Origin of the sequence: Aurantibacter crassamenti (genome assembly GCF_016811105.1) — a bacterium.
Lineage (GTDB): Bacteria > Bacteroidota > Bacteroidia > Flavobacteriales > Flavobacteriaceae > Aurantibacter_A > Aurantibacter_A crassamenti.
This window is the reverse complement of record NZ_JAFBGM010000001.1, coordinates 2,526,286-2,548,524: the sequence shown is the minus strand read 5'-3', so window position 1 is coordinate 2,548,524 and position 22,239 is coordinate 2,526,286. Positions and strand designations below refer to the sequence as shown.

Sequence of the window (22,239 nt, the reverse complement as noted above, 5' to 3'; positions counted from 1 at the left end):
AACTTTAAATTTGTAAGACTATGTACCTAAGTTTCTTTTTTAACATAAATCGAATGCATTAAGCTAAAGTTTATAAATAAGCTTGATTGAAAGTGAGCATAGGAATGCTAATGTTTGATTCAAATTTTTTGGTTAAATCTTTATGGAAGAGTTTATTAAAAAATCCTATTTCTTCTCGCTCTAACAAGGCAATAATATCCGGATTATTTGTGGAAATATAGTTCCGTAATCCCTCATATATTTTATCATTTGAAATAACCTCAAAAGAAATTTTCTGATACGTCACTTTCTGTTGTAACAACTCTTTAAACCATTCCATTAACTGCTCTTCTGGGTATTCATCTTTTGCGGCAATATGTACAATATTAATTTTAGCATTGAAGGGTTGAGCAAGTTCTACTAACTTTTCGATTGCAATAATATCATCTTCCTCAAAATCGGACGCATATAATATTGATCCTATATTTTTAAATTTTATGTTACTAGGCACAATTAAGAGCGAACAGTTAACGCTTTCGAGCAACGCTTTTGCAATACTACCTGAAAATACTCCACGGGCGGTATGCTCATCTTTCATACCAACTAATAAGATATCTGGTGACACCTCTTCAATTTTAGATAAAATACCTTCACTTACCGATATGTTCTCTACAACCTCAAAGTTGATTTCTACTTTATTTGAACTTTGCGCCAATTGTTTTGTGGCATAATCCTTTAAAACTTTTAACTGTTCATCATGAATGTTTGAAGTCAGATGCTTATGCGATCGTATTGTGGATAAGTGTACGGGCGGAATGCTATAAATGTGTAAAAGTGTGAGACTTGCTTTTAATTGCTGACACATTTCAAATGCATATTGCAAAGTATCAGTATCGTGTTTTGAACAATCTGTGGCGTATAGAATAGATTTCATAAGTGCTGAATTTGTTTTTATGAAACTATAATAATTCTCTCGTAAGTAATATGACATTGGTCATATCCTAAAAATAGAAGATGGTATAACTTTGAATCTTAAGTAATTAAGGTTTTGTAATAAAGTATAATTTAAACTAAACTATTATGAAAAAAAATATGGGATTTCAAGATAAATTGATTCGGATAATAATCGCTGCCATAGTTGGCGTTCTATATTATCTAGGAATAATTTCTGGTACTTTAGGAATTGTGATGCTTGTTTTAGCTGGCATTTTTGTACTGACCAGCTTTGTTAGTTTTTGTCCGCTGTATACACTTTTCGGAATATCAACGTGTAAAGTGAAAAATTAGAACTCTGAATTAATCTTCAAACCGTTTTAGTTTTCTACTAAGAAAATTTATTTCTTCTTGAAGATGGTTCACTTTTGCTAACAGATGATGAATTGCTTGTAAACCTTCAGGGTTTATTGCCAAATCATGATGCAAACGAACCATCTTTTCAAGATTTAATAATTCATTTTCAGGAATCATTATTTCAGTTTCTGCAACTTCAATATTTACAACTTCGTATTCTTGTAATTGTTTTATAAATGGAACTTCTACATTATAATGGCTGCAAAATTCTTTAATATGTATATAAATGGTTTTTTCCATGGTATACTATTTTAAATCTAATTCTTCTAATTTTTTGAAAAGCTCACGTTGATCATCAGTTAGGTTTGTGGGAATTTTTATGGCATAGGTTATATACAAATCTCCGTATTCATTGTCCTTTTTGTACCTCGGAAAACCTTTACCTTTCAACTTAACTTGTGCACCGTTTTGGGTCTCTGGCTTTAAGGTAAGTTTTACTTTACCCTCTAAGGTATTAATTGTGATAGTACCACCCAGAATAGCTTTTGTAAGTGGAATCTCTAATGTTTTATACAGATTTGCACCTTCTCGTTTGAACTCGGTATTATTTAACAAAGAAAAAGTTATATATAAATCTCCTTTAGGCCCTCCATTTATTCCATCACCACCATAACCTTTTATTTTTATAGTCTGTTTATCTTCAATACCTGCAGGTATATTTATGCGAATATTTTTCCCATTAATGGTAAGTGTTCTTTTATGCGTTTTTATAACATCTGAAAGATTTAATTGTAGCTCCGCATTAAAATCTTGACCTCTAAATTTTACTTGTCGTTCTTGCCTACCATAACTGGCCCCGCCAAACATCGATTCAAAAAAGTCAGAAAAATCACCTTCTTGGTTACTTGAATTGGTATAAGATCTACCACTTTGATTAGCCCCTCTTTGCGTTTTAGCTTTCTCAAATTCTTCGGCATGCTGCCAGTCTTTACCATACTGGTCGTATTTTTTTCGTTTCTCAGGATTGCTTAAAACTTCATTTGCTTCGTTAATTTGCTTGAACTTTTTTTCGGCCTCCGCATCATTAGGATTTAAATCAGGATGATATTTTCGCGCCAGCTTTCTATAGGCTGATTTTATCTCCTTTTCAGTAGCTTTTTTTGTTAAGGCAAGTACTTTGTAATAGTCTATAAATTCCATAAAATCATTCTATCTTAAAACATGTAATCGTACTATTAAAATAATAAAACTCACTTTATTATTTACTATAATTTAGTTCATTTTCTTAGAAGAAGTTACCTGTTCGCTAGTAATTTTTTAATGCTGTTGAGCGTAAACAAAATGCAATACCCTTTCAACCATTTTAGTAACGTTAGAAACTCTGGTCTGCAATAAAAGTCAAATCAATTAAGGTCATATTACTCCCAATAATACATTCTACAATTGCATTATATTATTATAGATGGTTTTTTCTTTTTAAGGGATGCAAGAGTTTGCTTATATCCTATTTCAAATAGATCATTTGTATTTTTCACATTAAATGTATTATACTTAGTTAGTTCTTTTGGATAAATAACCATTTCACAATCTTTGAATTTTGCTTCATGTGCAGCATTCATACGTAGATGTAATGCTCTATTTACAACATCATATGAATGTTTGAATTCTGTGGTTTTCATAACATTAATAGGATTTAAATAAACACCATAAATATGTTCGCAATTTTGAACTGGGCCAACAGGAAAATTATCTAAAATTCCACCATCTGAATAAAAACCATCTTCAATTGTAACAGGAGAAAAAACTCCAGGAAACGATGCCGAAGCTAAAAGAGCATCTATTAACACACCTGAATCAAATACTTTTATCTTTCCTGACAATAAATTTGTAGCAGTAACAAATAATTTTTTATGAAGATGCTCAAAGTTGTTTTCTTTGAAATATGAGTTTAAAAAACTCTTAAAAGTATCGGTATTAACCAAGCCTGGTTTATTGACTGCATATCTATTAAATTCAAATATTTTTACTTTATCAAAGACAGCAACAATTTCTTCGGGAGTATAATTTGCGGCATATAATGCTCCTACTAAAGCTCCTGCACTTGTTCCTGAAATATAATTTGGGTAAATACCATATTCTTCAAAAGCTTTTATAGCGCCTGCGTGCGCAATCCCACGGAAACCACCACCAGAAAGTACCAAACCAATACTTGCTTTATCCATTTGCTTTTTATTTTAAATTAAATACAACAGTAAGTATTCCTATGCCCACTAACAAGTATAAAACAAAGTGTTTAAATTGCTCTTGAGTAATTCTATCTAAAATCAATTTACCAAAGTAGGTGCCAACAATACTTACTACAATTAAAATTGGAATAAGACAGAGATCGTGCCGGTGAACATAACCGTTATTAATATAAATAATACTTCTACTTAAATCAATGCCTAAATCGATAATTGCCGATGTAGCTATAAATTTTTCTTTATTTAGGTTAAAAGCTGTCATAGTAGCTCCTCTTATAGCACCGCCTGTACCCAATAAGCCCGCAAAAAGGCCAGACAAAGAACCACCAATAATTGCGTTTTTCTTAGTAGCCTCTACTTTTAAAGTTTTGTGAATTATAAATAATAAACCGAAAGCAATTAGAAAAATACCCAATATTAAAGTTAGCCATTTAGGGTTTGCATATTTGCTTAAATATGCACCTAAAGAGACAAACAAAACTGCCGGAATACCTAAATAGAGCATCAAGGTTTTATCAAATCCTTTTCTAAAAAATCCAATTTTTGTAATGTTACTCGAAAGATGAAACAAGGCGGTTATACCCAAAACAGATTGAAAATCCATAAAATAGCTAGCCATGGGTACAAAAAATACAGAAGACCCAAAACCACCCACAGTTCCAAGAACTTCTGCGACAATGGACAGTATTATGAATACGGGCAAGTACCGACTTAACATAAATTAGATTTAAAGTAAAGCTAAACTTGATAAGGTAGTCGGACAATGATAATTGTCATTCACTGTACTAGAATATTTTATTTAACTTAAAAAATACATCTAATACAATTAGCCAACAGCTAAGAATAATATATTTTACAACGCCGATAGTTGTTTTACTAAAGGTTAACGTTAAAAAAATATCCCACTAGCGCAGTTAACCCCATTGCCACGGTACCCCAAAAAGTTATTCGCAAAATGGCTTTAGTAATACTCGAACCACCCGTTTTGGCAGCCAATGCTCCTAATATTATGAGAAAGAAAAGTGCAAAACCATAAAGTGCATACTCCTTTTTTAAACCAATCACCTCAAAATTTGAGCAAGAATCTGTAATTCTAGATTAGGGGTGACTTTCAATTCTATTTTTCATGTTCAATATCTGTACACTCTACATCTGTTTGATAAAGGACTGAAACATATTCTCCAGCAGCCATTGATAATGCACCAGCAACCAACCCTGCTATAGTTGCTAATATAATAGGGTACTTTTACTACTAACCGCTGCGACAACTATTATGATACTCGCAGTAGAAAGAATACCATCATTTGCACCTAACACTCCTGCATCTAACCAGCCACTCCGGTTGATATAATGTATTTCTTGATTATTCATCAGCTACTAGATTAAATGCTCCGTTGGTCAAAATTTTATCTGTTGAGTCCAGATTCTCATATGAGGTAAGGTCGATGCCTCCTTCAAAAGTGCCTCCTATTTGCACGGGTACTTGCTCAAAGAAATATCCATTCTTATTTTCTTCAACCAATTTCAATACTAGATTAGCGTCTTCCTGTTTAACGACTGCAGTTTCCGGTACCGCTTTTGCCAAATCGGATGCAGTTACTATCTCTGCTTCAACAAACATCCCTGTTAGGAAGTTAGCTTCCGACTCATCCACTAAATGCCCGTGTACTTTTATTGTTCTATTTTCTTCTATCGCAGTTCCTATTAAATGCACTTCTGCCTTGTAAGTTTCCAATGAAGATTCAGGAATCTTGAAGTTGATTTTTTGCCCTTTTTTCAACATCATTATATCCTTTTCAAACACTGATAATTCTATATGAATATGGTCATTATCTATAATTTCTAAAATCGCCGTCGCTGGCGATACATAGGTTCCTCTGGTAACATTCACTTTAGTGATACTTCCGGAAATCGGTGCATAAATGGTCACTACAGAACTAACATTACCTTTTTCAACGTTAGATGGCGAGATATTCAGCATTGAAAGTTGTTTGCGTAAGCCATTATGTCTAGCCTTTGCAGTTTTGTAAGCGCTTTCAGCTTGAAGAAAACTCTTTTGCGAAGTAATTTTCTCCGCCATCATCACCTTCTGTCGTTCAAACTCAGACTCTAAATAGGCTAACTGTCCATTTACTTCCATATATTCTTGTTGGATAGTTATGAATTCAGGATTTTCAATAGTAACTAACGCTTGCCCTTTTCGAACTTTATCGCCTATCAATAATGGCGTGGTCTTAATATAACCACCCATCATAGCATTAATGACGGCTCGATTTTCTGGAGGAACATCTATCATTCCGTTGGTTTTTATCGTTACCGAAAAAGGCTTTTCTTCAATACTACCAAGGGTCATTTTACTGTTTTCAAACTGCACCTTCGAAACGAAGATTCTATTATCTAAAGTTGTTTCCTCTTGCATCTCAACTTGTGAATTTTCTGCTGCTTTATCCCCACAGCTAATACATACGAACACCAAACTCAAAATTGCTATATTATATATATTACGTTGCATACTGCTTGATTTATAGGGTTAAGAAATTGATGTCAATAACAATGTTATTATACTCTTTTAGTTTATTCAGATAGTCTAATTTGACTTCGTAAGCGCTTTCAAGACTCTGGATATATTGGTAAAAGTCAATCTCACCATTTCTGAAACTTCCATTTGCCGTTTTTAAAATTTCTTCGGATAATGCTGCGCCTTCTTCTTCATAATAGGAGAGCGATTTACTCGCTTGAACTCGTTTTACTTGGAGTGCATCAAACTTTGCATTAAGCTGGATTTTATACTCATTGGATTCTTCCGTAGCTATTTCTTCGGCAATGCTTGCCGCCTTTATTCGCGAAGATTGGCCACTAAACAAAAATGGAATTTTCAAACCTACTTGGTATCCAATTAAATTACTATTTAGACCAGAGTTTGTTCCTTGAAAGTAATTGAGGCTGATATCGGGTAATAGCTGATGTTTCTCAAAACGCCGTTGCGCATGTAATAGTGACGCTCTATTTTCATAATATCTGATTTCCGAACTTGAATTTATAGTAACTGTGTTAAGGGCTACTTTTAATTCAGACTCATTAGCGATGGTAATGTTTTCTTTCGATTGAACTATTTTTTTCAAACTGCCATAGGCTAAGGCTAGGTCTTGTTTTGATTCGAGATATTTTATATTGATTTGTTTCTGCTTAGAAGCTGCGGTTATTTTTTCCAAATAGTTGGTTTCACCTAATTCAAAGCGTCTTGCCGCAATTTTCGCAAAATTGGCATATAAACTATCCAAAGTTTGTAGAACACCTTGTTTCTCTCGTGCGATTTGGTAATTATAATAGGCACTTGTTACTTTTCGTTCTAAAGCTTTTTTCTGAATATCATAGGTGCTATTGCTCATGGCAAGGCTTGCTTTGTTCACCTTCTTTTCGGAAAAGTAAACCGTAGGAAAACGAAAATCTTGCTGAATACCAAAAACACGAAGTGCTTCATTATTTAACGCCAGATTATTTTCATCAAACTCATAATAAATTTGCGTTTTATCAAAGTTGAAAGCACTATTCACAAGAGCCTTAGATTGGTCCACCTGCAAAGAATTTGCATTAAGTCCAGCATTATTTTCTATCGCTAACGGAATCAATTTTTCAAGATTTATTGGGTTCTGCTGTGCATTTGCACCCATCGTCACCGTAAGTAATAGCATACCTAGACTAGTGATATTCTTTCCGCCAGATACCGATTTCTCTTTCTTTGGACTATTGAAATAAGCATAAAGTACAGGGAGTACTACCAAGGTTAATATAGTTGCTGTAATTAAACCACCTATGACTACTGTTGCTAAAGGACGCTGAACCTCTGCGCCTGAGTTGGTCGAGATAGCCATGGGTAAGAATCCTAATGCTGCCGCAACTGCCGTTAATAGTACCGCTCGTAACCTATCTTTTGTTCCTTGTTTGATAAGCGCATTAATATCATCAAATTGACCTTCTTTATTCAATTCTTTAAAATGCTCTATTAGTACAATTCCATTCAAAACCGCAATTCCGAATAAGGCAATAAATCCGACTCCAGCTGAAATACTAAAAGGTAAATCACGCAGCCATAATAACAAAACGCCACCAACCGCTGCAAGTGGTATAGCAGAATAAATCATCAGCGCTTCTTTTACAGATTTAAAAGCAAAATAAAGTAATACGAAAATTAATATCAAAGCAATAGGTACGGCGACCAACAAACGCTCCTTAGCACTTTCAAGGTTCTCGAACTGTCCGCCATAGGTAATGCTGTACCCGACCGGTAATTTTACATTCTCATTGATTAGCCGTTGTACGTCATCCACAACGGACTGCAAATCCCGATTACGAACATTTATACCAACAACAATTCTACGACGTGTATCGTCGCGTGATATCTTGGCCGCCCCTTTTTTATAGGTAATATCAGCCAGTTCACTTAATGGAATTTTACCTCCATTAGGTAAATCGATATAGAGGTATTTCAAGTTATCTATGTCCTGACGCTTTTGCTTGTCAAGTCTTACAACAAGGTCAAATCGTTTTTCACCTTCGAAAACACTACCTGTGCTTCTTCCTGCAAACCCCATGGAAACCATATCATTAACATCTTGAATATTAAGACCGTAACGTGCGATTTTCATTCTATCGAATTTTACGTTCATTTCTGGAAGACCTGCAATTTTCTCAACGGAAATATCAGCCGCTCCTGGCACGTTTTCTATTAAGGTGCCAATTTCATTACCTTTTTTTGAAAGGATATCAAGGTCATTACCAAATATTTTAATGGCAATATCTGCCCTTACACCAGTAATCAGCTCATTGAAACGCATCTCTATGGGTTGTGTGAATTCCACTTCCATGCCAGGAATGATACTAAGAGCTTTTTTAAACTTATCTGCCAATTCATCTTTAGAACTTGCGGAAGTCCATTCGCCTTTTGGCTTTAGAATGATAATCACATCGCTTTCCTCCATTGACATTGGGTCTGTTGGCACTTCCGCAGCACCGATACGAGTCACTACCTGTTTTACTTCTGGAAATTCTTTGAGTAGTATCTTTTCAATTTCGGTAGTGATTTTCACGGTGTTACTTAAAGATGTTCCTGTTTTAAGAACCGGTTGGATAACAAAATCTCCTTCATCTAGAGTCGGCACAAATTCGCCTCCCATTGTGGAATACAAATAGACCGATATTACTAACAAGAGACTCGCAATGATGAGTACTAATCGTTTACTTTCCAATGCCCAATGAATTATTGGGGCATACATTTTATTGAGCCATTTCATTAAGCGAACAGATATATTTTTGTCAGATGGCTTTGAAGGTTTTAAAAACAATGATGCAGCTACAGGAACGTAGGTAAAACAAAGTATCATTGCACCGATTAGTGCAAAACTGAAGGTCAAAGCCATTGGCTTGAACATTTTGCCTTCAACCCCCGACAATGATAGAATGGGAATAAATACAATTAAGATAATCAGTTGACCAAAAATGGCAGAATTCATCATTTTCGAAGCTCCTATAAATGTAATTTCGTCTTTGGCTGCCTGTTGTTCTGTTTTCGCTAATGAGCTAATTCTACTTGCCTTTCGATTTATCTGAAAAGCTATAAACTCAACGATGATTACCGCGCCATCGATAATGATTCCGAAATCAATTGCGCCAAGACTCATCAAGTTGGCATCAACACCAAATATATACATCAAGGATAGAGCAAACAGTAGACAAAGTGGAATTACGGAAGCTACTACCAGACCAGATCGGAAGTTTCCTAAAAGTAACACCACCACAAAAATCACAATTAAACATCCTAGAATCAGGTTTTCTGAAACTGTAAAAGTTGTCTTTGCAATAAGTTCGCTTCGGTCTAGAAAGGCATTGATATAAACTCCCTCTGGCAATGAATTTGAAATCATTGCCACCCTATCTTTAACGGCATCAATTACTTTTTTAGAGTTGGCATCTTTCAGCATCATCACTTGCCCAAGTACTTTTTCACCCTCTCCGTTTCCAGTTATTGCTCCAAACCGCGTGGCGCTCCCGAAACCAACATTGGCGACATCTTTTATATAAATGGGAAGATTACCTTCATTTTTAATTACAACGTTATTGATGTCCTCGAGGGATGAAATCAGACCCTCGCCACGAATAAAAAAAGCTTGGTTAACTTTCTCGATATAACCACCACCAGATATACTATTATTCATTTCTAAAGCGGTAAACACCTCGCGAGCGGTGATGTTCATCGCATTCAACTTTTCTGTATTGATGGCAACTTCATATTGTTTCAAAAAACCACCCCAAGTATTTACTTCCACGACTCCGGGAATACCAGAAAGCTGCCGTTTTACCACCCAATCTTGAATGGTTCGTAAATCTACTGCATCGTATTTGTCTTTAAACTCTGGTTTAACATCGAGAATATACTGGTAAATCTCACCTAAACCTGTTGTAATAGGACCCATTTCAGGAGTTCCAAAACCTTCAGGAATCTTCTCGGATGCAGACTTGATTTTTTCCGCTATTAACTGACGAGGTAAGTAGGTGCCCATATTATCATCAAAGACAATGGTCACCACAGATAATCCAAATTTAGAAACTGAGCGTATTTCTACCACTCCTGGTAAATTTGCCATTTCTAGCTCTACAGGATAGGTGATGAATTGCTCCATATCTTGCGTAGATAAATTACGCGATGTGGTGATTACCTGCACCTGATTATTAGTGACATCGGGTACTGCACCTATGGGTATTTGCGACAAGGAATACAACCCAAACCCTACGATGAAGGCTGTAAATAAGAGAACAATTAACTTATTCTTTATGCTGAAATTGATGATATATGATAGCATTTTTCATAAAATAATTAACGTGAATAGTCCCAACTTCACAAGCGTGAATGGAGGTTTAAAATGAATACGGTTATTTTATGAATTCCGTGGTGGCTGAAATAGCCCTTCAGAATGAATGGAAGAAGAAGGTTCTTGATAGAAGAACGTATGTGTTTTGAACTCTGAAAATTCTGATGTATTAAAATCTTCTTTGTTTGAATTTAGTACGAAGGCAGTTAACGAAGAAACATGAGAATGTTGTTGAAAAGGCAATTGCTCGTGCTTTTCTTTTTCTTCTTGATGCTCTTTGTCATGATCCGCTTTAAGCTCACCATAGTGTTTAGAAACAAAGACAATAACATTATCGCCATATTGCTCACTATGAAATTGAGCGTGCTCAATGAATTCATCTATTTGTACCATATCGCTTGCGGTTATTCCAATTGTTTGGAATAAGAATACGAAAGACATTACTATGGAAAATAGTTTAATCATTAAAGTAAAGATAGCTAAAAGAAATTATATTCTTAAAAACCCTTAGCGCAGTTATACCCAAAACAGGTTGAAAATCCATAAAATAGCTAGCCATGGGTACAAAAAATACAGAAGACCCAAAACCACCCACAGTTCCAAGAACTTCTGCGACAATGGTCAGTATTATGAATACGGGCAAGTACCGACTTAACATAAATTAGATTTAAAGTAAAGCTAAACTTGATAAGGTAGTCAGACAATGATAATTGTCATTCACTGTACTAGAATATTTTATTTAACTTAAAAAATACATCTAATACAATTAGCCAACAGCTAAGAATAATATATTTTACAATGCCGATAGTTATTTTACTAAAGGTTAACGTTAAAAAAATATCCTACTAACGCAGTTAACCCCATTGCCACGGTACCCCAAAAAGTTATTCGCAAAATGGCTTTAGTAATACTCGAACCACCCGTTTTTGCAGCCAATGCTCCCAATATTATGAGAAAGAAAAGTGCAAAACCATAAAGTGCATACTCCATATGTTTTAGTGGTAAAAATAAGGCTACTAGTAAAGGTAATATCCCTCCTACCGTAAATGCAGCACCCGATGCAAAAGCAGCTTGTATCGGTTTCGCTTCGCTCATTTCATTTATTCCCAACTCATCTCTAACATGCGCACCAAGTACATCATATTCTGACAATTCTCTTGCTACAGTGAGTGCTGTTTGTTTTTTTAATCCTCTTTTCTCATAAATTTGAGCAAGAATCTGCAACTCAAGTTCAGGTGTTTCTTTCAATTCTACTTTTTCACGTTCAATATCTGCGCGCTCTACATCTGTTTGAGAACTGACGGAAACATATTCTCCAGCAGCCATTGATAATGCACCAGCAACCAACCCTGCTATAGTTGCTAATATAATAGGCTCTCGAGCTTCACTCGCCGCGGCTACACCAATTGCAAGACTTGCCGTTGATAAAATGCCATCATTAGCACCCAAAACTGCCGCTCGCAACCAATTACTGCGGTGGATATAGTGGTTGTCTAAATAATTATCTATATTCTTACCGCTATTTGCTTCCTCTTTATCCATTTTTGCAGTTAACTACCATATTTTAAAATTAGCGCCATTTGTCCTGAATGATAGGTTGTATGTGACACTATTCTGCCAAAAGCCTCAGCCTTGGTTTTGGAGCCAAATTCTTTAGTGGTAATCAAAGTTTCCCAGTCGTCTTCTTTTTGTGCTTCAATTATCATCTTCAAGGTATGAAAAGAATGATGCACATAATCTTTTAAACCCTTAAGGTCCGTCCATTCTCCAGTATCTCTTTTAGCAATAACAGTTTTAGCAATGACTTTAACATTATTACCGCCAAATACATTTTTTGAAAAAAGAAGTTCAACATCACCAATATGTCTAATTAAAAAACCCACACTATTGGGTGAAGGTTGCAGTTTCTTATGTAAATCTTCTTGAGTTAGTTGCGTCAGCTGATTTGTAAATCTTGTCCGAGCCTCTTTCCATAACTCTAAAAACAACTGAGTTTTCGTTTTCATTTTTATATATAAATTTATTAGGTGAAACAGACTCTATTTAAAGCTACGACTTACCCTTTTAAATTAAATCTATTAAAGAAACTAGCTTCAAGACTTTTACGAGCATTTTCAAAAAGTGTTTGTACCTCTTCTAAACTTTGATTGCGAATAACAGTTATTTCTTCAAACGTAAACTCATATTTGGTTGCTAATTCGAACACAGTGCGCATTGGTAATGGTAAATTATGTAAGACCAAGCTGACGTGTCTTTTAATATTCTCTTCACCCAATTCTTGATCAAGCTTGTCTGTAATTTCCGTGCTATAGTTTTCTACAAAAACATGGTTCAAAACATAATCATTCTTAGGATAAGACATATCATCTAACTCTTCAATCATGACATAGTCACCATCTCCATCTGTGCTGAATTTCTCATCCATCGCATCCCATTCAGGTTTTGAATAGTCATCAATATTTTTAAGAAAATAATCATTGAATTCTTCATCATTGATTCTCTGTTCTAGAAGTTCATCAGCCATCTTAAATAACCAAGGGTGTAAATCTTGCGCGTTTTTAACGTTGTCGAAATGATCATATGCCGTTATAAAAAGCTCATCGATAAAATCATCAGCTTTATATTTACCCTTTGGAAGATTTCCTTTTGCTAGAGCGGTACTCAATCTACCATTAATATAGCGCTTAACTTGATAAAAGGTTTTTATCAATAAACTATTGAAAGCTGCTTGATTATTTTCTTTTTTGAACACTACCAAATCTGAAAATGTACTCGCTACGAAAATATTAAACTCCTTTTTTCCTTTGTAATTTTTCAGAATTTCCATGATGTAAAATTTTACTATTAATACTATTCTTCAAAAGTGCGTTTAAATCAATCAATAGTAAATGACATTGGTCATGACAATATAATTTTTGTGGGTATAAATTTGAAAGCTACAAATTAGATACTTGGATAAGTAAGATAGTATTGCTAAAAAAGTAAATACAAAAATAATAGTTATGCGAACAATCAATATAACAGTACTGTTAATAATATTTGCTTTCTTAAATATGAAAGGTCAGCAACTACCACAAAATGAGACAAGCCTGCCAGAAGTACATAAATTCTCAAATGAAGTAGAGATAACAGAAGATATTACGATTGCAACCTATTTTCAGTTTATGGATTCTTTAGTGTCTATTGGAGATTCGCTATTAAATTATCCTATTTCAGAACATATTTTGGTTCACCATAATTCTTGGATAATAGATACTCTTGCTAATACAGATTATTACCGAAAAGTAGAACAAGACTCTTTTGTATATGACCAAAGAAAGCAAATAGTTCTGGCTAAAGGAGCAATTCTTAGAATTCCTGATTCTACTACTACCTGCAATATTTTAAAAGATTTTGAGCAATTAAAAATTGAAGTCAATATACCAGAATATCGGTTACGAATTTTTAAAGATTCGCTAGTTTTATATTCATTTCCGATACGCGTAGGCCAAAATAAAGAACGCTTCTTAAAAATGGCAGGTCGAGTTTCTGATTTAAAAACTAAACATGGAAAAGGGAGAATTATCAAACATGTTAAAAATCCCGATTTTTTTAATCCCGTAGATGGAAAGCAATTTTATGTTACAAAAAGAGATGATGGCAAAACAACCCGAATGCCTCAAATTCCCTGGATTGAAACGGAAATTAATGGGATTAGAAATGGACAAATGATTCACCCCACTACAAATCCTAAAACCCTAGAAAAATCATATTCTAATGGATGTATAGGTACTTCTGAAGAAGATGCTTGGAGAATTTATTATCATGCCCCATTAGGCACAATCTTAGAGATAAAATACAACTTAGTCGGGGACAATGGTAAAATTCTTGAGGATATTTATGGATATAAACGTTAATTAAAATTATGTAAATGTTTTAATTAAGTAATACTTTGAGCACTCTTATATATTATCATACAAATCTTCTTTACTAATATTATGCGCAAATAAGAATTTGACATTAATTAAAACTTAGCACACACATTTTTTTTTAATCTAAATTTTAACCCTAATAATCTTTAAATAAATCAGATTTATTTTATCACTATATATAACACACCTCTAGATTGTCATTGAAAATAAGGCCGTATCTGGTTTTTTTCGCTGCAAATACAAATCAAAGGCCATACAGATATTCCGAACAAAAGGTCTTCCTTTAGTAGTTATTTTAATTTGGTTTTCCGCAATTACAACCAAACCATCCAATTCCATTTCCACTAAGCGTTCTTTTACATTTTCTAATTCGGGGAGATATAATTTATACGTACTCCATGAAGTTTCAAAGTGACACATTAAATTTAAAATATGTCGACGTATAATTTCATCCTCAACTGTTAGAAGATGTCCTCTGTAAATAGGAATAATGTTATTTTGAACAAGATGTTGGTATTCCTCTAAACTTTTCACATTTTGCGCAAATCCGTACCAGCTATCGCTAATACTTGAAGCTCCTAATCCCACCATTAAGTGGGTTTTAGAAGAAGTGTAACCCATAAAATTACGATGCAGTTCACCTGCTTGCATTGATTTGTGCAAGCTGTCTGAGCTAAGTGCAAAGTGATCCATACCTATTTCTTCGTAACCAACCTTTTTTAAAAGTGCCTTGCCTTTTTCATATTGTTCCCGTTTTTCATCCGGAGATGGTAAATCGGCATCTTTATATCCACGTTGTCCATTTCCTTTTATCCATGGCACATGGGCATAACTATAAAAAGCAAGCCTGTCTGGCATAAGTTTTTTTGTCTTCAAAATAGTTTCCTCTACATGTGCTAAAGTTTGAAAAGGCAGTCCAAAAATGATGTCGTGCCCTATAGATGTATAGCCAATATCTCTAGCCCATTCGGTAACTTTTTTTACATTTTCATAAGGTTGTACTCGATGTATGGCTTCTTGTACTTGTAAATTATAATCTTGAACCCCGTAACTTACTCGTCTGAAACCAACATCAAACAAGGTTTGTAAATGTTCGTATGTGGTATTATTCGGATGTCCTTCAAAACTGAATTCATGATTTTCGGCTATATCAGCACAACTCAAAATACCATTGATTAAAAATCGTAGATTTTCTGGGGAGAAAAAAGTAGGAGTCCCTCCCCCAAGGTGTAGCTCCTTAATAATTGGTTTATCAGAAAAAAGTTTACGATATAATTTCCATTCTTTTAAAAGGGCTGTAATATAGGGTAGCTCTACATCATGGCGTTTTGTTATTCGTTTATGACAACCACAAAAGGTGCACATGCTTTCACAAAAAGGCAAATGAATATAGAGACTAATACCCTCTTTTGTATTGCTTGCATCAAAACCGCGTTTAACCGAAGCTTCCCATTTTTTACCAGAAAACGCATTTACATCCCAATACGGAACTGTAGGGTAACTGGTATACCGCGGTCCTGGAACATTATACTTTTGTACTATACTACACATATGTTATTATTATTCAGTCTAACAAAACTAAATGTGTTGAATGTTCTAAAAAATGATTAAAGTCATACTATTGTCTCGAATTAAATTTGGTCGTTCTAGAAACTAGAGCTGCTATTAAATAAAACAAAATATTTTTGCACCACACCCCCATTTACCGCAAACTGGTATAACTTCGGAAATTTTTAATGTCTAATTTAAAATTTCGAATTATTTTATAGGATCTACTTCTTCGTGAAAAAATGAAGCCAATCGATGACTGCCATATCTTGGAGCAATTGCATCTTCTGCCATTAAGGTTAGAAAAAATTCAATTGGACCATAGGTTTTTACGGATGTAAATGTTCGTAAAATCCAAATAATAAATTTTCTAATCCAATGTGGTAAATGTATAATGTTAATAGGCTTTCCATGGGCTAAAAGGGCGAAATTTGCTACTTCATTATAGGTAAGAATATCAGGACCGCCAATATTTATTTCGGTGGTTGCGGTCTCAATCGCATCAACACACGCAATGGCTAAATCGTGTCCGTGAATCGGATTAAACTTTTGTTTACCATTTCCAAATAGATATACTTTACCCTTTTTTGCCATTTTTAAAAAATCTTTCATATCCGAAAAAAAACCATTTGGACGCATGATGGTGTATGCTATACCCGAATCGACTAATCGATCAACAAAAGATTCTTTTGCTTCACAGATTTTGAGATTTCTATGTTGGTTACCTTTCAATACCGATACATAAATAAATTTTTGAACACCAGCACTTATCGCTTCTCTTAGCAAATTCAAGTTTGACTGATAATCCACATCCCAATAGGTAAGTCCTTCTTTCTGACGTGTTATACCAACTGTAGAAATTACTATATCTACACCGTTACAAAGTCCTTTCAAAGTTTCAGGCTGAGTAACTTCCGCTTTTATTATGCTTGCTGTTGCAGTATATAAGTGCTTCGCTTTGTTAGTTTTTCGCACCACAATTTTTGTAGGCACTTTTCGAACTGCTAACTCTTTAGCAATATGACTACCTAAATACCCTGTTGCACCTGCCAACAAAACAGTTTTATCATTTTTCATTGTTGGTTCCTTTTTGTAAATTTTTCAAATTAGCAAGTACTTCCATCATAAATACAACATGCTTTTTATGGTAATCGGTTTGGTTAAAGGTACCTGTGAGATACACATCTAATTCTGGAGCATAATACATAAACGCCCCTGATGTTCCGGAATGGCCTATTAAAGTTATATTACCTAGTAGTGGGTTTAATTTATTTAATTGAAACTTGCGCAATCCAAAGCCATATTCTAATCCGAAAGATTCTTTAACCCATCGTTGCATTTGATTTAGGCTTTTTTGGTTCACCACTTTTCTTTCATTTAATGCCTTATAAAATTTTAAAAGATCTTTAGAAGTGGTTGCGAAACCTCCTCCAGCCCAATCGGCACTTAGACTTTTATAGGTGCTAATTTCGGTGTCAGCGACATAGACTTCGGACAATTTTCCAATAGATTTATTTAATGGTTTTGACCGTAAATGCATGTATGTATTGTGCATGTTCAACGGAATAAAAAAGCGGTCGGTGAATACTTCATGAAGTGGCTTGCCGGTTATTTCCTCAATTATTAATCCTAATAAAACATATTCTGTATCAGAATAATGGTACCCTTTGCCAGGCGGAAAATGAGCTGATAGTTTTGACTTTGCAAAATTTATGGTTTCTAGCGGCTGCCACATTTTTTCTGGATAATTAAACAATAATTCCATAAACTCGGGGCCTTCGTTTGGTACATCTTCAAAGTAATCTGGGAGTCCAGAAGTATGTTGTAGTAACTGTTTTATTAAAATTTCATTAGAATAATCTACACCTTTATATTCATGTAATCCATTTATAATATCAGAATTAAGATATTCAGATAAGCTATCATTTACATGCAACTCTCCTTCTTCTTGTAGTAACATAATTATAGTTGCTGTAAATGTTTTGGTGATGCTGGTGGAGAGAAATGGATTGTGCTCAGAAACTGGAGAACCATCTTTAAAACTTCCCTCAGCATAGTTCCAATTAATTCCTAATTTATCTGAATACACAGTTAAAAAAGCATTATGAACATTTTTTTGTTGCAGTTGGTCTTGAAAGATGGAGTCAATTTTTTTATGAGTTATTTCTATCTTTTGAGCATAGGTTAAACTACTTGCAAAAAGCCACATAAGAATACTGATTTTGAGATTCATAATTTTCAATTTTATTGATTAAAGAATGCCTGAAAAAGGATTCCAATTCAGTTAATTACTTGCTAAAAAGGCCTGAATACCATTTTCTATCTTTTCTTTGACTGTTTCCCATTTTCCTTCATTTTCAAAGAAAGTTCCATCTATATTGCTCGTAATTACAAAACCGTAACTACCGTCTTCTGCAATCTCCATTTGTGATGAAATACCTAAACTATTACCACCATGCATCCATTTACCATTTTTGGTATACCAGTAAAGTCCATGATTTTCAGCGAATGCATTTGGGACGATTCCGTCAGGCAATTGTTCTGTAAATAACAACTTGTAGTACGTAGGTGCAAACAACGTTGAAGATTGTCCTTTTATACCTCGAGTCATATCTAATAAATACTTGCCTAAATCTTGATTTGTAGTATGAACACTTCCTTCAGGATACCCATGATTACCATAAAATGGAAGAGGTCTGTTATTATCAATGTATGGAATTGCCATGCGGTCAAAATCTACCTCAACTACATCATAAGTGGACGAACTCATTTGTAAAGGAGCGAAAATATTTTCTTTAACATACTCATCGAATGACTGATTTACTGTGGATTCTATTACAAAACCCATTAAGGCCGTTGCTACATTTGAGTAAGTCCACGTGGTTCCTGGCGTTATGTCTAAATAGTTAGAATCTCCATAAAAGAAACCATCTTCCATAAAATATTCAGCTAAATAATCAATAAGTGGTATGGGATTCGAAATTTCTAATCCAATGCCATTAAGTAGAATATCGGCTCCAGTTCCCGAAACATCTTGGTTTGGCAATACTGTGTAGTTCCCTATTGTATAATTTTCAGGATTATCTAAAATGCCTGAAGTGTGTGTAACAAGATGCCTAACCAAAATAATGGCTTCGGGTCGTTGTAAATTGACAATATTTACAGGTAATACCTCATTAATTGGCGTATCAAGTGTAAAATAACCTTGTTCAATAGCTTTCGCTGTTGCTGCGCCAACAAAAGTTTTACTTAAAGATGCAATACCATTATGGGTTTCATTGGTGTACAATTTTTGGTTTTGTATATCTGCAAATCCAAAACCATTTTGAAAGGTAATGGCATCATTTTTAACTATTGTCACTGCAAATCCGGGTATATTTTCTGCGTGAATAAGCGATTCAAAATAAGTAGTCAACTCTGATGATGTCATCGTGTTTGATGGTTCAGGAAGTAAGACCATGTCATTATCATCACTTGAACAGGAGGTCAATGCGATAAGTAAGCTAATTAAAATTAATCCGATAATTCTAGATACTGTTGTCATAATTCTTTTGTTTTTTTGATTGATGTTATTTTTAATTATTCTGATGCAAATATTCGGTGGAATCTGCTGCTAATCGTTCGCAATTATTATTCGGAACTTTTTTAACCCCTATTATCAATAAATAAAGACAAAGCGAAAATTCTCCGATATCCGCGGGTATGGTTAAGTAGGATGACAGAACTTCACTCTTCTCTGGAAAAATGAAATAGATGCCAAAAGCAGTTAAATAACCTAAGCAGCCTATCATTAGGAATACGCCAATAAATTTTGGAAATAGTCCAGACTTAAAGGTTAAATACCCTAATGGTAGTAACCAAATTCCAAAAAATATTTGTGCGATATGATAACCATGACTATGAAGGGTTAAATAGAACAAAACTTGATTTTGAATTTGTACTGAATTGAATCCTTCGCTGTTTATTAAAAGTAAAGGGGCGTAATGGTTTAGCATATTTATGCACATGATTGCTACTGCCACCGAAACACATAAGACCATAATTTGTGCAAGCCATTTGTTCGCCTTCTTCAATATTCGATACAGTAATACGGGTAATAAAAAGTATGCGGATTGCATTAACAAATCGCTTACAAACCCCAATCGATATAGTAATTCATTTTGTGAAATATTTATTATGGTTTGAGCTCCATCGTTAAAATCTACTAACCTAATTCTAACATACTTCTCTGCGAAAATTCCACATACGATAACTATAAGGTATAGTATACCTGCTACTCTTGCTGTTAATTTGATTGATTGCATGATGAATAAACTCCTAAGTTTTACTTGTATTCAATTGGGAAAGTGCTGTTATCTAATTCTTCCCAAAGCGCCATATCTCTCTTTTTTGCCTTGGTAAGCGGATTTGTTTTCCACTTTTTAGCCAGCAGAATATTCATGTTGAAATAGCGATTATACATGTCCGTTCCATTGCCCATATCAACCATTCCATAGTGATAGCGGAAATCAAATAACAATCTAGATTTCTTCAATTGAAATTCATACCCCAAACCAAATTGAAACCCAGCATCCCATCTACTATACGTACCTGGGTCCGACCCAAAATTCATCTTTGTTTTACCGCCAGACATAGTTTCATTAGCCTCGTTTTTTATTCGTCCATGAATATTATAACTAACCACAGGGCCCACATTTAAATAGAGGTTACACAGATGTAATCGAGCTAAAACAGGCAAGTCTATTGTATTAAAGCGGATGCGAGTTTCTTGACCTGTAAGTGGATTATTGTTCTCTAGCTTAGTCCCTTTCATAACAAAATATAGTTCTGGGACTAGAGAAAAATACTCGTTGACCCCCATTTGAAATGATGCTCCTGCTTGAAGCCCCCAGTACCCATCTTTAAAATCTTTTAAAGCTTTGTTATTGTTTCCAAAATTCATGGTTGTTGGCGTGTAGTTGATGACTACATCTAAATAAGTCTCTTGAGCTATTGTGCTAAAAGTCACTAGCAAAAATGTAATGCATAAAAATGTTTGTTTTTTCATCTTGTTTGATTGTTTAAAAAATTAATGATGGGCCAAAGATGAAAATGAAGATGGGGCCAAGCGCCCGTATTTATGTATCAGAACTTCTAAATGAAATTTCGAACTTTTTAAAGCTTATTAAGCGGGTTCTTTGATTAAGATTATTGCGTATTATTATTTAAAAGAATCACTAAATTGTAATTTCTTTAGTAAGCGTAAAATTTGATACTAACAGCCAACACAAAAAGAAACATCCTTAGAGTTATTCCATTCGGAATCATCTGGTTGGTCTTTGGGGCATTATTTTTATGGATAGAATATGCCGCATTAGACAACCAGAAAAACATAGCAGATACTGCCATACAAATGAAAACCGATGTTGTTGTTTTTGCGTTGATTGGTATCACCTTTGTAGGGTTTTTGGTGGGATTTATAGAATTGATTTATTTGAACCGACTTTTCGAGAAGCAAAGTTTTTTGGTAAAAATTATTTCTAAATTTTTAATCTACTCGTTATTTTTTGTGGTGGTTATTCTTATAACTTTTCCTATTGCAGCAAGCTTAGAATTAAACACATCTATTTTTGACAATCGTGTTTGGAATAGGTACGGAGCGTTCTTTTTTAGTATCACTAACGCAAGTACCATTATACAGCTTTCCTTCTCCCTGTTAGTCTCTTTGTTATATGCAGAAATAAGTGAAAATATAGGGCAAAATGTTTTGCTGAATTTCTTTACCGGTAAATACCACAAGCCCGTAACGGAGAATCGAATTTTTATGTTTGCAGACATGAAGTCTTCAACTACCATTGCTGAAGAATTAGGACATATTAAGTACTTTGAATTATTACGCTCGTACTATTTTGACCTATCCAATGCAATTGTCAAAAATCAAGGTGAAGTGTATCAATATATTGGAGATGAAATTGTTATCTCATGGAAGCTAAAAAATGGATTAAAAAACAACCAATGCCTTCATTGTTTTTATGACATGAAATCAGATTTAAAAGCACTAAAAAATAAATACCTGAAAAAATTTGGAGTCTTTCCTGATTTTAAAGCCGCTTTGCATTTTGGTGAAGTTACAACTGGTGAAATTGGCGCTTTGAAAAAGGAAATATTTTTTACTGGAGATGTATTAAATACTACAGCGAGAATTCAGGGTCTTTGTCAAGATTATGGAGTAGACTTACTGCTATCTAAAACCCTAATGGATCGACTCTATTTAAATGATACATTTACCGTAGAACCGATGGGAAAACCGCAGCTCAAAGGAAAAATTGATAGCTTAGAATTAGTAACAACTACTTTTAATAGGACTTAAAATTGAAGTAATAGAAAGCCATGTAACTTAACCCTCAATTTTTTTCAATATGT

Annotated in this window: 20 protein-coding genes and 1 pseudogene; 3 read left to right on the top strand and 18 right to left on the bottom strand. The window is 34.3% G+C overall.

Going from position 1 to position 22,239, the window contains the following annotated elements; genetic code table 11:
- Positions 1-70: 70 nt before the first annotated feature.
- Entirely contained in the window at positions 71-913 is an 843-nt protein-coding gene (locus tag JQC67_RS10500) for a universal stress protein (RefSeq protein ID WP_203252762.1), read from the bottom strand.
- Positions 914-1,059: 146 nt separating this feature from the next.
- Here JQC67_RS10500 and JQC67_RS10495 point away from each other — a divergent pair, with 146 nt between their 5' ends.
- Complete coding sequence (locus tag JQC67_RS10495; protein WP_203252761.1) at positions 1,060-1,266, top strand: YgaP family membrane protein; 207 nt, start codon at positions 1,060-1,062, stop codon at positions 1,264-1,266.
- A 9-nt stretch (positions 1,267-1,275) separates the two neighbouring features.
- Here JQC67_RS10495 and JQC67_RS10490 read toward each other — a convergent pair whose 3' ends face one another.
- From JQC67_RS10490 to JQC67_RS10440, 11 genes and pseudogenes are all read right to left on the bottom strand, one after another.
- The gene (locus tag JQC67_RS10490) at positions 1,276-1,569 is read right to left on the bottom strand and encodes a chaperone modulator CbpM (protein WP_203252760.1); all 294 of its coding nucleotides are present in this window, start codon (positions 1,567-1,569) and stop codon (positions 1,276-1,278) included.
- A gap of 6 nt (positions 1,570-1,575) precedes the next feature.
- Positions 1,576-2,469 (bottom strand): DnaJ C-terminal domain-containing protein, encoded by an 894-nt coding sequence (locus JQC67_RS10485; RefSeq protein WP_203252759.1) that lies wholly within the window; start codon positions 2,467-2,469, stop codon positions 1,576-1,578.
- Positions 2,470-2,717: 248 nt separating this feature from the next.
- Entirely contained in the window at positions 2,718-3,491 is a 774-nt protein-coding gene (locus JQC67_RS10480) for a patatin-like phospholipase family protein (RefSeq protein WP_203252758.1), read from the bottom strand.
- Positions 3,492-3,498: 7 nt separating this feature from the next.
- Complete coding sequence (locus JQC67_RS10475) at positions 3,499-4,230, bottom strand: sulfite exporter TauE/SafE family protein (RefSeq protein ID WP_203252757.1); 732 nt, start codon at positions 4,228-4,230, stop codon at positions 3,499-3,501.
- Between the two features lie 158 nt (positions 4,231-4,388).
- Positions 4,389-4,883: pseudogene (locus JQC67_RS10470) on the bottom strand (VIT1/CCC1 transporter family protein).
- Positions 4,876-6,024, bottom strand: a complete 1,149-nt coding sequence (locus JQC67_RS10465; RefSeq protein WP_203252756.1) for an efflux RND transporter periplasmic adaptor subunit — start codon at positions 6,022-6,024, stop codon at positions 4,876-4,878. Before JQC67_RS10465 ends, JQC67_RS10470 begins: the two are co-directional and overlap by 8 nt.
- 10 nt (positions 6,025-6,034) lie before the next feature.
- Entirely contained in the window at positions 6,035-10,369 is a 4,335-nt protein-coding gene (locus JQC67_RS10460) for a CusA/CzcA family heavy metal efflux RND transporter (RefSeq protein ID WP_203252755.1), read from the bottom strand.
- Positions 10,370-10,444: 75 nt separating this feature from the next.
- Positions 10,445-10,819 carry a hypothetical protein gene (locus tag JQC67_RS10455; RefSeq protein ID WP_238934580.1) on the bottom strand — a complete coding sequence of 125 codons (375 nt, stop codon included), beginning with the start codon at positions 10,817-10,819 and terminating at the stop codon, positions 10,445-10,447.
- Positions 10,820-11,194: 375 nt separating this feature from the next.
- Positions 11,195-11,920 carry a VIT1/CCC1 transporter family protein gene (locus tag JQC67_RS10450; protein ID WP_203252753.1) on the bottom strand — a complete coding sequence of 242 codons (726 nt, stop codon included), beginning with the start codon at positions 11,918-11,920 and terminating at the stop codon, positions 11,195-11,197.
- Between the two features lie 8 nt (positions 11,921-11,928).
- Positions 11,929-12,384, bottom strand: coding sequence for a DinB family protein (locus JQC67_RS10445; RefSeq protein ID WP_203252752.1), 456 nt, complete (start codon positions 12,382-12,384; stop codon positions 11,929-11,931).
- A gap of 50 nt (positions 12,385-12,434) precedes the next feature.
- Positions 12,435-13,205: an RNA polymerase sigma factor gene (locus JQC67_RS10440; RefSeq protein WP_203252751.1), complete on the bottom strand. Its 771-nt coding sequence runs from the start codon at positions 13,203-13,205 to the stop codon at positions 12,435-12,437.
- Positions 13,206-13,380: 175 nt separating this feature from the next.
- Here JQC67_RS10440 and JQC67_RS10435 point away from each other — a divergent pair, with 175 nt between their 5' ends.
- Complete coding sequence (locus JQC67_RS10435) at positions 13,381-14,274, top strand: L,D-transpeptidase (RefSeq protein WP_203252750.1); 894 nt, start codon at positions 13,381-13,383, stop codon at positions 14,272-14,274.
- Between the two features lie 204 nt (positions 14,275-14,478).
- Here JQC67_RS10435 and hemN read toward each other — a convergent pair whose 3' ends face one another.
- The 6 genes from hemN to JQC67_RS10405 all read right to left on the bottom strand — a co-directional run bounded on the left by hemN (position 14,479) and on the right by JQC67_RS10405 (position 20,884).
- The gene (gene hemN, locus JQC67_RS10430) at positions 14,479-15,840 is read right to left on the bottom strand and encodes an oxygen-independent coproporphyrinogen III oxidase (RefSeq protein ID WP_203252749.1); all 1,362 of its coding nucleotides are present in this window, start codon (positions 15,838-15,840) and stop codon (positions 14,479-14,481) included.
- 207 nt (positions 15,841-16,047) lie between these two features.
- Entirely contained in the window at positions 16,048-16,914 is an 867-nt protein-coding gene (locus JQC67_RS10425) for an SDR family oxidoreductase (protein ID WP_203252748.1), read from the bottom strand.
- A complete protein-coding gene (locus JQC67_RS10420) occupies positions 16,904-18,070 on the bottom strand; it encodes a serine hydrolase domain-containing protein (protein ID WP_203252747.1) in 1,167 nt (388 codons plus the stop codon). The genes JQC67_RS10425 and JQC67_RS10420 overlap by 11 nt, the downstream gene beginning before the upstream one ends.
- 51 nt (positions 18,071-18,121) lie before the next feature.
- Positions 18,122-19,381, bottom strand: a complete 1,260-nt coding sequence (locus JQC67_RS10415; protein ID WP_203252746.1) for a serine hydrolase domain-containing protein — start codon at positions 19,379-19,381, stop codon at positions 18,122-18,124.
- A gap of 31 nt (positions 19,382-19,412) precedes the next feature.
- A complete protein-coding gene (locus JQC67_RS10410) occupies positions 19,413-20,141 on the bottom strand; it encodes a DUF4386 domain-containing protein (protein WP_203252745.1) in 729 nt (242 codons plus the stop codon).
- Positions 20,142-20,161: 20 nt separating this feature from the next.
- Positions 20,162-20,884, bottom strand: coding sequence for a porin family protein (locus JQC67_RS10405; protein ID WP_203252744.1), 723 nt, complete (start codon positions 20,882-20,884; stop codon positions 20,162-20,164).
- Positions 20,885-21,085: 201 nt separating this feature from the next.
- Between JQC67_RS10405 and JQC67_RS10400 the strand changes: the two genes are divergently transcribed.
- Complete coding sequence (locus JQC67_RS10400) at positions 21,086-22,186, top strand: adenylate/guanylate cyclase domain-containing protein (RefSeq protein ID WP_203252743.1); 1,101 nt, start codon at positions 21,086-21,088, stop codon at positions 22,184-22,186.
- The last annotated feature ends 53 nt before the right edge of the window (positions 22,187-22,239 follow it).